Annotated in this window: 14 protein-coding genes and 1 pseudogene; 6 read left to right on the top strand and 9 right to left on the bottom strand. The window is 64.5% G+C overall.

Annotated elements, in window-relative coordinates:
- Nucleotides 1-19: 19 nt before the first annotated feature.
- Nucleotides 20-814 (top strand): hypothetical protein, encoded by a 795-nt coding sequence (locus FCN77_RS22665; RefSeq protein WP_137324092.1) that lies wholly within the window; start codon nucleotides 20-22, stop codon nucleotides 812-814.
- A 102-nt stretch (nucleotides 815-916) separates the two neighbouring features.
- On the opposite strand, the gene FCN77_RS22660 is transcribed toward FCN77_RS22665, so the two are convergent.
- From FCN77_RS22660 to FCN77_RS22650, 3 genes are read right to left on the bottom strand one after another with little or no spacing between them, the layout of a single operon-like run.
- Nucleotides 917-1,783 carry an alpha/beta fold hydrolase gene (locus tag FCN77_RS22660; RefSeq protein WP_137324091.1) on the bottom strand — a complete coding sequence of 289 codons (867 nt, stop codon included), beginning with the start codon at nucleotides 1,781-1,783 and terminating at the stop codon, nucleotides 917-919.
- Nucleotides 1,780-2,811 (bottom strand): NADP-dependent oxidoreductase, encoded by a 1,032-nt coding sequence (locus tag FCN77_RS22655; RefSeq protein ID WP_137324090.1) that lies wholly within the window; start codon nucleotides 2,809-2,811, stop codon nucleotides 1,780-1,782. Before FCN77_RS22655 ends, FCN77_RS22660 begins: the two co-directional genes overlap by 4 nt.
- Nucleotides 2,808-3,542: an SDR family oxidoreductase gene (locus FCN77_RS22650; RefSeq protein WP_137324089.1), complete on the bottom strand. Its 735-nt coding sequence runs from the start codon at nucleotides 3,540-3,542 to the stop codon at nucleotides 2,808-2,810. Before FCN77_RS22650 ends, FCN77_RS22655 begins: the two co-directional genes overlap by 4 nt.
- An 87-nt stretch (nucleotides 3,543-3,629) precedes the next feature.
- On the opposite strand from FCN77_RS22650, the gene FCN77_RS22645 reads away from it, so the two are divergent.
- Complete coding sequence (locus tag FCN77_RS22645; protein WP_137324088.1) at nucleotides 3,630-4,247, top strand: TetR/AcrR family transcriptional regulator; 618 nt, start codon at nucleotides 3,630-3,632, stop codon at nucleotides 4,245-4,247.
- 109 nt (nucleotides 4,248-4,356) lie between these two features.
- Entirely contained in the window at nucleotides 4,357-5,133 is a 777-nt protein-coding gene (locus tag FCN77_RS22640) for an alpha/beta fold hydrolase (protein ID WP_254678702.1), read from the top strand.
- Here the strand turns inward: FCN77_RS22640 and FCN77_RS22635 are convergent.
- Nucleotides 5,107-5,424, bottom strand: coding sequence for a hypothetical protein (locus FCN77_RS22635; protein ID WP_137324087.1), 318 nt, complete (start codon nucleotides 5,422-5,424; stop codon nucleotides 5,107-5,109). The two genes, FCN77_RS22640 and FCN77_RS22635, sit on opposite strands and share 27 nt — an antisense overlap.
- An 88-nt stretch (nucleotides 5,425-5,512) precedes the next feature.
- Here FCN77_RS22635 and FCN77_RS22630 point away from each other — a divergent pair, with 88 nt between their 5' ends.
- Nucleotides 5,513-6,277, top strand: a complete 765-nt coding sequence (locus tag FCN77_RS22630) for a GPP34 family phosphoprotein (RefSeq protein WP_137324086.1) — start codon at nucleotides 5,513-5,515, stop codon at nucleotides 6,275-6,277.
- Between the two features lie 64 nt (nucleotides 6,278-6,341).
- Nucleotides 6,342-7,127, top strand: a complete 786-nt coding sequence (locus FCN77_RS22625; RefSeq protein ID WP_254678701.1) for an alpha/beta fold hydrolase — start codon at nucleotides 6,342-6,344, stop codon at nucleotides 7,125-7,127.
- Between the two features lie 201 nt (nucleotides 7,128-7,328).
- On the opposite strand, the pseudogene FCN77_RS22620 reads toward FCN77_RS22625, so the two are convergent.
- The 4 genes and pseudogenes from FCN77_RS22620 to FCN77_RS22605 form a co-directional block, all read right to left on the bottom strand.
- Nucleotides 7,329-7,685 (bottom strand): annotated as a pseudogene (locus FCN77_RS22620) (GNAT family N-acetyltransferase); the annotation flags it as partial.
- 771 nt (nucleotides 7,686-8,456) lie between these two features.
- On the bottom strand, nucleotides 8,457-8,609 hold the full coding sequence (locus tag FCN77_RS27165) for a hypothetical protein (RefSeq protein WP_254679054.1): 153 nt from the start codon (nucleotides 8,607-8,609) through the stop codon (nucleotides 8,457-8,459).
- A 548-nt stretch (nucleotides 8,610-9,157) separates the two neighbouring features.
- The gene (locus FCN77_RS22610) at nucleotides 9,158-9,907 is read right to left on the bottom strand and encodes a GAF and ANTAR domain-containing protein (RefSeq protein WP_254678700.1); all 750 of its coding nucleotides are present in this window, start codon (nucleotides 9,905-9,907) and stop codon (nucleotides 9,158-9,160) included.
- Between the two features lie 495 nt (nucleotides 9,908-10,402).
- Entirely contained in the window at nucleotides 10,403-10,873 is a 471-nt protein-coding gene (locus FCN77_RS22605; RefSeq protein WP_254678699.1) for an ATPase, read from the bottom strand.
- 148 nt (nucleotides 10,874-11,021) lie between these two features.
- On the opposite strand from FCN77_RS22605, the gene FCN77_RS22600 reads away from it, so the two are divergent.
- Nucleotides 11,022-11,558, top strand: coding sequence for a nucleotidyltransferase family protein (locus tag FCN77_RS22600; protein WP_254678698.1), 537 nt, complete (start codon nucleotides 11,022-11,024; stop codon nucleotides 11,556-11,558).
- 30 nt (nucleotides 11,559-11,588) lie between these two features.
- On the opposite strand, the gene FCN77_RS22595 is transcribed toward FCN77_RS22600, so the two are convergent.
- Entirely contained in the window at nucleotides 11,589-12,113 is a 525-nt protein-coding gene (locus tag FCN77_RS22595; RefSeq protein WP_137324081.1) for a flavodoxin domain-containing protein, read from the bottom strand.
- Nucleotides 12,114-12,187: the final 74 nt, after the last annotated feature.

Below are 12,187 nucleotides of genomic sequence, written 5' to 3'. Positions count from 1 at the left end.
CGGCCTTAACGGGGGAGACATGGACGACGGAACTAATGTGCCTGTACAGGAAACGCAGGGACTACCGCCGGTGTACCTGGAAGTGCCGCACCAATCCGGTTTGCAAGGTGCTGCGACATCCAAACTCCTGAACACCGGGCTCACTGCGGTTGAAGCTCACATCGTCTCCGAACCAGCCCCCGTCCAGTACGCCACCACATCACAGAAACGCACACGGGATATCTTGGGTGTTGCGTGGATCCTGGCGTGCATTACCGCAGGCGTGATGTTCGGCGTCTACGCAGACGCGGCAGACGGACCCTACCAGGGGGAAGCGGACTGGGCGCTTGTGGTGCTGGGACTCATCGCGCCGTTCGCCGTCGTCTTCAGCTTCTACCCGCACTGGCAGGGATGGCGGCACAAAAAGCGGCACAAGGCGTGGCTTGCCCGATTCATTGCATCATGGCCGCTTCGCGAAAAGCTGGCGAGCGTAGAGAGAATTCCCGACGTGTGGCAGCGCATTACCGTGGGTACCATGGCTGACACCCTGGCGGCGGATCGCGAGGCCATACTGCTGCAGGGCGGCGGCGAATCCGGGGAGGTTCCCGCCCGGCTGCTGATGGACGCCCTTACCGCAGTCGGCACATATGCCCGGGCTGTTTCCCTGGATCCGGCCCTGCAGGCGGCGGCCCAGCAGGCTGTTGACCGGTTTAGCGAGCTGGCCGGACGACGGCGGGAAAACTTCCCGCTGTCAGGCCCACCGTCAGTGCCCGGTCAGCAGCTGCGCCGGCGCCGTAGCGGATCCGTCAATGACGTCGGCAACCTGCCAGAGTAGCGGCCGGCGGTCCGGATTCGTGGACATTCCGCAAATCAAACGCAAGCGGACGACGGCGGGCGGTCCCGCCGTCGTCCGCTGGATGGCCTGACTGCGCTGGGACTACCGGTCCAAAAAATCGAGCGCACTCGTGACGAAGCTGCGGTGGTGCTGGAAGATGCCGCCGTGGCCTGCATCGGGATAGATGATGAGCTCGCTGCCGGGGATGCGCCCGGCAAGGTCTTTCGTGTTGATCGTCGGGACCATCCGGTCGTTGTCGCCGTTCACGGCCAGAACCGGTTGGCGAATGACCGACAGGTCGTCGGGATCCTGTAGTCCCCAGTGGTGGATCGCTTTCAGCTGGGTGCGATACCCGGGGAACGTGATCGTACGATCGCGGCCGACTGTCCGCTCCTTGAGGCGGGCGAGGAAATCCGCCGCTGAACGCTTCCCGTTCAAGGTCCGGGTGAAGAACAGGAACACCTTCGGGTCCTGAAAAGTGAGCAACGCCCGGGCAAGATCCCTGTTGGCGATTCGTGTCACGTTCTGGATGCCTTCGCCGCCGGCAGGGCCCGTCCCCGCAAGAATGAGCTTGCGGACAAGTTCCTGGTGCCGCAGCGTCAGGCTCTGCGCGACCATGCCCCCGAGGGAGAGGCCGAGAATATCGACACGGTCCAGGCCGAGGGCCCTGATGAAGGCGGCTGCGTCGTCTGCCATCGCCTCGACTGAGTCGCGGACTGCCCCCATCGAGCCTCCAACGCCGCGGTAGTCGACGGTGATCACCCGGCGCTGCGCGGCAATGCCATCAACCACGCGGGGATCCCAGTTGTCGAGATTGGCTGAGAGGTGGGTGAGGAAGACGACGGGTATCCCGGTGCGGGGCCCGAGGTCGCGATAGGCGATCTGGTCTCCTCCGACACTGACGGTACGTGTTACCGCGTCCTTGTAGGTGGTGACCAGCTCGTCGCCGGTGCCTTGTTGGATGCTCATGATGATTCCTGTTCGTTCCTCTGGCTGGTTCCTAGTTCGTTGTCGATGACGACTTTCCCGCGACCGCCGCCGGTTCCCGTGGCGGATACCGCGTGGGGTGCCTGGTCGAAGGGAAAGACCTGTCCGACCACCGGGCGGATCGCGCCGGCATCCACCAGGGACGAGATCTTCTGGAGCTGGCCGCCGTCCGCCCGCATGAAGAGAAACTCGTAGCTCACATTCCGACGACGGGCCTTGCGGCGAATGCGGCTGCTCAGTACGGTCATGGCCAGCCGCAGGGGTGCACTCGCGCCGAGTTCCTTGGCAAACCGCGGGTCCGGCGGACCTGCGATGCCGATCACCTTGCCGCCGGGCCTGAGGACTCGGAGGGACTTCTCCGGGTTCTCGCCGCCGACGCTGTCCAGCACGAGGTCATAGTCGTGCAGGACGTCCTCGAAGTCCTGGCTCCGGTAATCGATGACGAGGTCCGCGCCCAGTTCACGCACCCATCCTGTGTTCGATGCGCTGGCCGTGGTGGCGACGAAGGCGCCGATGTGCTTCGCCAGCTGGATCGCGGTTGAGCCCACGCCTCCGGCGCCCGCGTGGATCAGCACCCTCTGTCCGCGCTCAACGTTGCCACGTTCCACCAGGGCTTGCCACGCCGTCAGGGCGACCAGCGGCAACGAACCGGCCTCGCGCATGCTGATTGACGCGGGCTTGAGAGCCAGGTCGTCCTCGTGCACCGCGATGCGCTCAGCAAACGTCCCGATCCGGTCCCCGGCCGGACGGGCGTACACCTCATCCCCGGGCTGGAACTGCCGGACCTCGGCTCCGACGGCTGTGACAACGCCGGCCAGATCGTGCCCGAGGATCAGCGCCATTCGGTAAGGCATAATCTGCCGGAACTCGCCCAGGCGGATCTTCTCATCGAGCTGGTTGACGCCGGCAGCCTTGACCTCCACCAGCACGTCATGGGCTCCGACGGCCGGTTCGGCTACCTCGGCCTGGCGCAGCGGACCTTTGTAGCGGTCGATGACAAACGCCTTCACCTGTCTCCCTCCTTCACGTTGACTTGGATGTCGGCTGAGGCGGAGCCGAGAAGTTCCGGGTAGAGCGAGAGGACCGGGCCGCTGAGGGCCGCCTTGACGGCTGCGGTCAGCTCGTCAGCGATCACCTCGTAATCGCCCGCTTCGACGGCGTTGAAGGTGAGGCGCACGAGGTCGTCGGGCTGCATCTTCGGACCGGTAGCGTGTGCGGCCATTGCCGTGTCCACGTAGCCGACGTGCACGGCGACAACATGGGTGCCTTTGGGTGCGAGCTCGAGGCGGAGGGAGTTCGTGGCAGACCACAGCGCGGCCTTCGCGGCACTGTATGCGCCGCCGAAGGCGTACCAACTCGCGACCGAGTGCATGTCCACGATCACCGATTCCGGATGCGATGGCAGCACCGGCGCGAACGCCTTGGCGAGAAGCACGGGACCGAAGAAGTTCGTCTCCACCGTCTCGCGAATCTGCGCCATGGAGTCGCCGCCAATGAACATGCCGGCGTTGTTAATGAGGACCGTGGCATCCCGCGCGGTCAGGGCGGGCGCGGCGCGGGATACCGGGTTGTTGATATCGAGCGTTAGCGGGACGATGCGGTGGTCATCCCAGGCTTTCGGGGTTCGCGCCGTCGCGTACACCTTCGCGGCGCCCCTGGCGAGGGCCTGATGTACGAACTCGGTGCCGATTCCGCCGTTGGCGCCCGTGACGAGCACAACGGCTCCGTTCAGTGATGGCATTGGATCCTCCTGTAGAAATGTTCTGACTATACTCATAATTGAGTACGCTCAATATTTATTCACGCGAGGATTGTGGATAATCGAACCATGCACGCTGAATCCCGAGCCCCTGGTCGTCGCGAGCGCAACAAACAGGAGAAGCTCGATCGGATCACGTCCGCGGCCCGCGAGCTCTTCAGCAAGTACGGTGTCGACGAGGTCACAACGCAGCAGATCGCCGACAAGGCTGATGTGGGTACGGGAACGCTCTTCTTCTATGCGACGACGAAGGCGGAACTCCTCCTCCTGGTGCATAACGTCAAGTACGCCGAAGCCATCAACAGCGGCGTCACAGTCGCCGGCGCGACACCAGGCATCCTGGACGCTGTCATGGCGATCGTGCAGCCGATCGTCGCGTGCAACCGCGTACAGATCGAGAACGGCCGCACTTATCTTCGGGAGCTCGTCTTTGGCGATCCCGACGAATACCACCACAAGGTCGGGCTAGAACTGACCACGCGTGTAGACGAGGCGATGGCCGGGATTCTGAGCAGGGACGACGACAGGAACGAACAGGACGCGGCGCAGCTGGCGAGCATCATCTCCGCAATCATGTTCATCAACATGACAGCCACGGCTTTCACGAAACTTAGCGACGACTCGGTCGTCGGGAACATCCGCGACCAGGTACGGACGCTTCTGGGCGCTCAGCGCGTTGGAGCGTGAGCTCTTCAGCTCCCCCTCCATCAGGTTCCGCCGCTTGCGGTGCGCTGTTGGGGGTGACGGCCCCTGGACATCGTCGCCGTCCGGTCCGCGCGAAAGATAGAGTGTCACGGTGAAGATTGCCTTGGCTCCCGACGGCGCCTCGCTGGCGTGGGTCGAGGAGGGCCGCGGGGAGCCGTTGCTCCTGATCGCCGGTCAGGCAACGGCCATGGACGGATGGGGACCCACGGCGGAGGCCCTGGCCGAACATTTCCGCGTCATCCGCTTTGACCACCGGGGGATCGGCGGGAGCAGCAATGGCGACGCCGACCGCTACACCACGAGGCTCCTGGCCGCCGATGCGGCCGCTGTCCTAAAGGCCGCCCGCGCCGACAGCGCGCACGTGTACGGCCACTCCATGGGTGGAAGGATCGCCCAATGGCTTGCCATTGATCATCCACAACGTGTCCGCGCGCTGATCGTTGCCGCAACGAGCGGAGGGAAACTCGCTGGGGCGGAGCCCACCAAGGACGCCATGGAAGCGCTGGTCAGCGGCGTTGCTGGACGGCTGGAGACGCTGTTCTTCAATCCGGAATGGGCGGCGAACCACCCCGACGCAGTCCGCGCCTTCTTCAATTCGCGGGCATCCGCCTGGGCAAAATCCCGCCACTTCCGCGCCAGCCGGGAGCACGACGCGTGGGGCCAGCTCGGCTCCATCCAATCGCCCACCCTCATTCTCCACGGCACCGGTGATGCGCTGACGCCCCTGCCCAACGCCATCCAGTTGCATCGGCAGATACGCCGTTCCACGCTGGTCAGGGTTCCCGGCGCCGGCCACGGCCTCCATCTGGACCGTCCCGAAACCATCCAGTGGATCCGGCAATTAATCGAGGCCAAAGCACCCCGCTAAAACGCAAGCGGACGACGGCGGGACGTCCCGCCGTCGTCCGCGGGCCGGGGGCTGACTCAAAGTAGCCCTACCCGCCGCTTCAGCCAGCGGGTCGAAACGGGCCGGGACGGAGTGGATGAACTTACGAATACCGACGGCCAGGGCGCCGAGGGAAGCAGGAGCCAATGGCACAACAATGGCGACGCCGAGGGGCGCCTGGCTCCAGGTGGCGAAGCCTTCGAGAAAGGGGGCGAGGTCCATGAGCGCACGACGGTAAGGCACGGCATGGACACGGACGGTGGACAAGAGCATTGTGCGGGATCTCCGTCATGCTCGCCGCCGTCGTCCGTCCCTGGGGATCGCCGTTGTGGTGGCTGCATTACTGGTCCACCATGATCGTATGAACGCTGAAACACCGAAGGCCGAGGATCTAAGCCTTCCCCAGGCTTTCCTTCTTCTGGCAACGAACGACAAGGACGGCGAACCCCAACTGCCGGCATACGTACTGAGGACCACGCTGGCAGGGGCGATACTCGCCGAACTGGACCTCCTCGGCGCAGTGGCGGTGCAGGGAAAGCACGTCAGGGCTACCGGAGCCGCCCCGGAATCGGACTTCCAGCACGAGCTGGAACTAATCCGTGAAAAATCACGGCCGCACACTGCCAAGCGGTGGGTCTCCATGCTGGAGGGCCGCGGCGAAGTGCGCCGTGTGTACGAAGGGATGGCGTCGCTGGGCATCGTGGAGCATGTCGGCGAAAAACACCTTGGTCCGTTCAAGTCCACGCGCTACCCGGAGAAGGACCACGCACCGGAAGCGGCGCTCCTGCAAAAGATCCAAGCCGCACTCGGCGTTAAGCCGTCAGATGCAACACCAGCAGGTGCCAGTGCAATACCAGCAGGTGCCACGCCGCCAGATGCCACACCGGCGGGTGCGATGCCGCCCGATGCCAGGACCACAGATGCCACACCGGCGGGTGCGATGCCGCCCGATGCCAGGACCACGGCACTGATTGCGCTGCTTCAGGCAGCCGGGCTGCTCGGCAGGCTTTTCCCGGCAGCAGACCAAAACCGGGCAAGTGCGCTGGTGAAGAACCACTGGCCCTCCCGTGCGGTGGAGGACGAACTGCGCATGATCAGGCTGGGGCTGGCAGAAGCCGCAACCTAAGGCCATCACAACAGACCGGGACCTGGCCCCTGTTCGCCGGAAGCGTCCGGGGTTAGGATGCCGTGTGACTTTCACCCACGGCTTCGCGGACAACAACGGCCTTCGCATGTACTACGAAGTCCACGGCCAGGCGGTGCCCGGCCAGCCGCCACTGCTCCTCATCCCGGGCGGCGGTTCCACCATCGACACCAACTTCAGCGAACTCATCCCGCTGCTCGCCGGACAGCGCCAGGTGATTGCCGTTGAGGAGGAGGGCCACGGCCGCACCCAGCCCACCAGCCGCCCGCTCACCGCCGAGAACTCCGCCGGCGACGTCCTCGCTGTCCTGGACCAGCTCAACGTGGAATCCGTGGATGTGCTGGGATTCAGCGCCGGCGGCCACACCGCCCTCGCGCTGGCACTCGCGCGCCCCGCCGCTGTCCGGCGCCTCATCGCGGCCTCCACCTTCGCGAGCCGCGACGCCGTGCCGGACGCGTTCTGGGACGGCATGGCGAAGGCCACGCCGGATGACATGCCGGACACGTACAAGGACGCCGACCGCCTCCTCAACCCCGAACCCGGCCACCTGGACCGGCTCTTCGAACTGGACAGGCAGCGCATCCTGGACTTCCCCGGCTGGTCAGACGACGAGCTGGGCGCCATCACGGCGCCCACCCTGGTGGTGAGCGCCGACCGCGACGTTGTCACCGCCGGGTACGCTGCACGGATGGCCGGCGTCATCCCGGGCGCCCGACTGCTGATCGTCCCCGGCGGCCACGGCGACTACCTCGGCGAGGAGGCCGCCAGCGGAGGGGACCTCCGGACGATGCACGCCACCGTCCCGTTCCTGCTGCAGTTCCTCGGCGAGTAGCGGACCACGGCGGGAGGCGCCGCCTGGAATGACGGTTTGCAATCCCGCTAGAGGAGCAATGAACCGTAACCGGAGGGGACGGGTCCACACGCGCCGCCGATATCGGGAAATGAGGGGGTTCTTGAAGAAGGTCGCGGAATCCTCGTACGCCAAGGAACGATAGAAACCGCCGGCCCGCCGGCTGGCCAACGACACATAAGCAGCGCCCTGCGACTCAGCCCATGACTCGGCTTCGACCATCAGGGCCTGTCCCACGCCCCCTTGCCGGCGTGCCCGCTCGGACACCATAGCCTCCTCGACCCAGGCAGCAGGGCCGTTGGCAAGGAACGTGGCCCGGCAATGTGCTAAAAGATAGCCGACGACGGATCCGGCACTCTGTTCGGCTACAAGAACAAGTGCCTGGGGCGCCTCCACCAGGGAACGGAAGATTGGGTCAAAGGCCTGCCGCTCCGGCCGGAACGTCGGGGCGAAATCCTGAACCAGGCGCCAGACGTCGCGGTTATCCGAAGATGTGTTGCGCTTCCGGTCATGTCGCGGGCTCACCAACTTGCAAGACATTCCGGTCGGCGACCGCTTGGGCGCGACAGCAGCGGGATTCTATTGCGGGTTCGGCCGACTTCTCCGGCGAGGCGTCTATACGCGACACCCTTGCGGGAGGCTGTGGGGCAGACTTCTGTACTTTTCCCGACCGGCTAGGCTCGGCACACGGACGAATATCGGCTTCACCCAAGCCGGGTTACTCACCGGCGAGCCGGCGTGCCGGAACCGTGGCCGAAGGCTGCAGCAGCGACCAAGACAGTATGGTTTCCTTTGCCCGTGGGACCTGACAGCGTCAGGTACTGGGAAGGACTGAACGGGCGGCCCGAAATCGATGGCACGGTCACTGTTCTCGCGGTGCCAGCCTACGCGCACGATCTGAATCTGGGTGACCGCGTCACCGTCGTCCGCTCTGCGGACGGACGGTTCGTGGCAACGGGGATTGCCCGACGCCGGCAACAACACCTTCAGGTATTACCTGCTCGACCCGGACAACGGGACGGCCTGGCATCCGCTGGTCCAAGAGTTCGCAGCCATGGGCTGCCGGTCACCCCCAATGGTGATCGGCAGCCACCGGGCAGGGAATCACGTGTCGGCGGTTATGTCGGCTTCGCTATCAAAAGCGTGGCACGCAGTCGGGCTGGGCCCGCGGGCGGTTGAACTCGGTGCGGCGCCGCGTCGGACCAGGGGGCCCGCGCATGGCTTCGGCAACTCTGCAGGGCCGGTGGCGACGGGCCATCCGGCGGGTCCTGGCTGCGCGCCTCCGGGCTGCGGCGAGGGGCTGGAGAGCATTCACGGACCCGGTGTCCACCGGGATCGGGTCGACACCGCGGGGCGGGCCGTCTGGTCCGAAATGTGGGACGTGGCAGCGCCTTCCCGCACAGCCTCGACACCTTTCACTGCGGCGGAAATGTCGGGGTAAGTCCGAGAGAGGGCCAGCACCATCCCGTTCCCGTCAACGAGCCTTAGGAGGAACCCTCCCCCGTCGACGCGCACGATCTCGAACGTACCGGGAGTTGAGCGCCAGGGAAGTTCATCGACGGGAACGGCGTCGGGCCCGGCTGGCGCCGGGACAAGTGGCCGGCTTCGATACACGTGTGCGCGTTTAGCGGCGGAAGGCAGAAACGGGGAAAACTTCGGCATGGTAGCTCCACGATGAGGTTCCAATGGCCGCGTCCTGACCTCCCCTGACTATACCCCCGGGACAGTGCCGGGATTCGCCTGGCCACCAGTCGTAGGCGGGATCGATGCCGTGTCTGCGGAATCAATGACAGCCCCACGCTGTCCTCGGTTAGAACAGCGCACCGCCGCGGTTCACTTGATACGAGTCGGCGGCAGCTCTCAATGACGCAGCCGTCCCTATGCTGGGCATCGAGCGTTCATGCGGGGCGGGAGCGGGTTCCTCCTGCGTCGGCCGGAGTCTGCCGGCTCCTCACGCCACACCGTAGTTGGGCGGCAAGGCGACAAGCCCATTGCTGCGCCGTCACGCCCGTTCAGCTGTCGGCAGCGGGGAGCCTCGGAGCGGTGAATTCTCCGCTACTGGCGAGGTGTTCGGCAATATCCCGGAGTTTGATGTTGGATCTGGAGCTGGCGCGGCTGAGGAGGAGGAAGGCCTGCTCGGCCGTGAGCTTGTATCGCTCCATCAGGATGCCTTCGGCCTGGCCGATCAGCTGCCGGGCAACCAGCGCTTCGCCGAGCTGATTAATTTTCTGGGAGTCCGCGAAAGCCACGGCGGCGTGCGCGGCAACAAGTAAACCGACCTGTTCGGATTCGCTGTCGAAGGCATTCGGGCTGGTTCCGTAGAGGTTCAGTGCTCCGAACCGGTCACCTTCAACGAACAACTGGAACGAAAGCATGCTCCGTGCCCCGAGTTTCACGGCGCCCCGGGAGAATTCGGGCCAGCGGTCCTCACGGCTGAGGTCTGGAACACGAACCACCCGCTCCTGGTAAGCCGCGTCCAGGCAGGGTCCTTGCCCGGTGGAGTTCTGCAGGGCATCGACCTGGCGGGGGAGCTCTCCCGATGCGACTTCGGAATCAACTTTCTTGCTGCCCGTAACGAGGCTAATGGAGGCATGCGCGGTCCCCGGGATCAGGTCCAGGGCAGCCTGGACGATGCCGGACAGGACGGCGTGGACATCGTCGTCCTGCTGCAGCTCCCGTGCGAGTTCACTGAGCCGGATAGCCAGCCCGGCGCTGACACGGCCGCTTCCTTGGCGGGTATTGCTTACCTCTGGTCGGTTCACGCCCATCACTGGCCTCCGCTGCTCCCTGTGATTCGATCTTATGCTTACCGGACCGGCCGCACACCATCTGGAACAGGCCCGGCACCCCGCACGGGAACGCCATGGCGGACGTTCGGCGTCACGAAATTCATCATTGACTCCCCTCCGGCCACCGCTTCATTAGAGGACTTGGCATGCCGGCCGCTCTCCCGCTGGCCGCGGTCATACGCCCACGCAACGCGTTCCGTGACCTGCAACCAAGACGGATCATGCCGTGCCGGACACAGCGCCGCACCCCGCGGAGGACCTTCGCGCCTGGGTTCCTGGTGTGGGTGATTGCCCCACCCTGGTCGGGACGCACAAGGGCGGCCCGAACTGTAGCCACCGCTGGTCCCCCTGATGGTTGCCGGCGATTGTGATCACCGTGGCGGCTTCGGCCAGTTTTCCCTTCACCCTGCGACCAACTGAGGTAGCCCGAACAACCACCGGGAACCGCCAACTGAAGCGGCGACCAGCCTAGTCAGCCGATTCGTCGGTCCATCCGGTGAGCGGCAGGAGGTCAGAGGCAATCTCCTGGACGCTGCGGTTGTCCGTGGGGCACCGATGGACCCATTCCGGTGTCAGGAGTTCAAGTTCCCTGGCGGCGGCTTTGCTGCGGTCAAGGTGTTCCTGAAAGTCACTGCCTTGGATACGGCCGCGCAGCCGGGCTGAGGATGTCTCATCGGTGGCGGTCAGCAGAACGGCAGCAATTCTGGGTTCGTCGCCCATGGCTGCAGCCAATTCCTGGGTGAATCGGACGCTGACGGTGTTCGTGTAGATCATCCGCCGGTAGCCAAGATCCCGGTAGTTTGCCCAGACCGCGGCCAGATTCCGCTCGGCCAGGTGGCCCTCCCATGGAGGCGGAAAGGCCAGATCGAGGCTGTCCCCTTCGATCACGCAGTGTCTGACTTTCAGGGCGGCGAGCCGGGCGTGGAGTTCAAACGCCACGGAGCTCTTCCCGACACCTGACCGACCGCCAAGGAAAAGAACCTCACTCTGCATGTTCATCCCTTGAGTATCGTGCAGAGCGGGGCAGGATGGGCTGGTGAATTCCGATGATGAGCGACTCTTTCTGACCTATATCCGAAGGAATCCGGTGAATCGGCAGATTCTTCAGCTGGCACCGGTGCTGGGTGTTTCGGACTGGTGGCTGACAGCGGGGGCTCTGTTCCAGACCGTCTGGAACGTGCTGGACGGCAGAGACCCGGGCGCTGGCATCCGGGACTACGATCTGTTCTATTTTGACGAAGACACGTCCTACGAAGCGGAGGATGCGGTGATTCGCCGGGCGCGGGAACTGTTCAAAGGCCTGGGCGCAGAGGTTGAAGTCCGCAACGAAGCCCGCGTGCACCTTTGGTATGAGGAGCATTTCGGGGTCCCGGCGGTCCCGTTCACCAGCACGGCCGATGCAATAGATCACTTCGCGGCGAAGACCTGCTGCTTCGCAGTCACTGCAGACGCGCACGGTGGCCTCACAACGTATGCGCCGCACGGTTACGATGACCTGTTCGGGCGGAAGGTGGTGCCCAATCCTGTCCTTGCGCCGAGGGACGTGTACTTGACCAAAACCAGGCGGTGGAGCACGGAATGGCCCTCACTCACCGTCCAGCCATGGCCCGCGGTCAACGTCTAGGAAGGCAGGGGCGCGGCACCGGACGTCCACTTACAACCTGTCCAGAAAGTCCTCCGCGAACCGCTTGACACCATCCCACTCGGTGTAGACGTAATCCTGCGACGTGTCCGTATCCAGGGTGCCCTTGTCGCTGGCGATCTTCTTCATCACATGGCGCTTGAGGAAACCGTACTGCGTGTAGAGCAGCGCCCCTCCGAAGAGCCCCACTTGAGCCGGCCGCCAACCCGTTTCACCCTCGAATTTCTCCACGTAACTCTCTGCGTTTTCGGTGTCACCGTGCGCGGCCAGGCTGACAGAGAAGAGCGCCGACGGGAGGTGTTTCAGGACGGTACTGTTCTTTCGCACGAAGTCCCGGACGTAGTCTTCGTGCTTGCCCATATGGACTGACGCACCAACGATTATTGCGTCGTACCCGTCCGGAATAGTATCCCCGGACTGCTTAATGTCCGCTGTTTCCACGTTGTGGCCGTGTGCTTGAAGCACATCCGAGATGTACTCGGCGATCTTTGCTGTCTGACCTTCGGTGGTCCCGTAAGGAATGTAAATAGTGGCCATGGTCGGCGCTTCCTTGTGCTGTTGGCCCGCGCTTGAACAGAGCATGCCTGTGGATGAACCTCGGGATTCGTCTC

Origin of the sequence: Arthrobacter sp. 24S4-2, from assembly GCF_005280255.1 — a bacterium.
In the GTDB taxonomy this organism is placed as follows: domain Bacteria; phylum Actinomycetota; class Actinomycetes; order Actinomycetales; family Micrococcaceae; genus Arthrobacter.
Note: the sequence above shows the minus strand (reverse complement) of the source record. Positions and strands in the feature narration are given on the sequence as shown.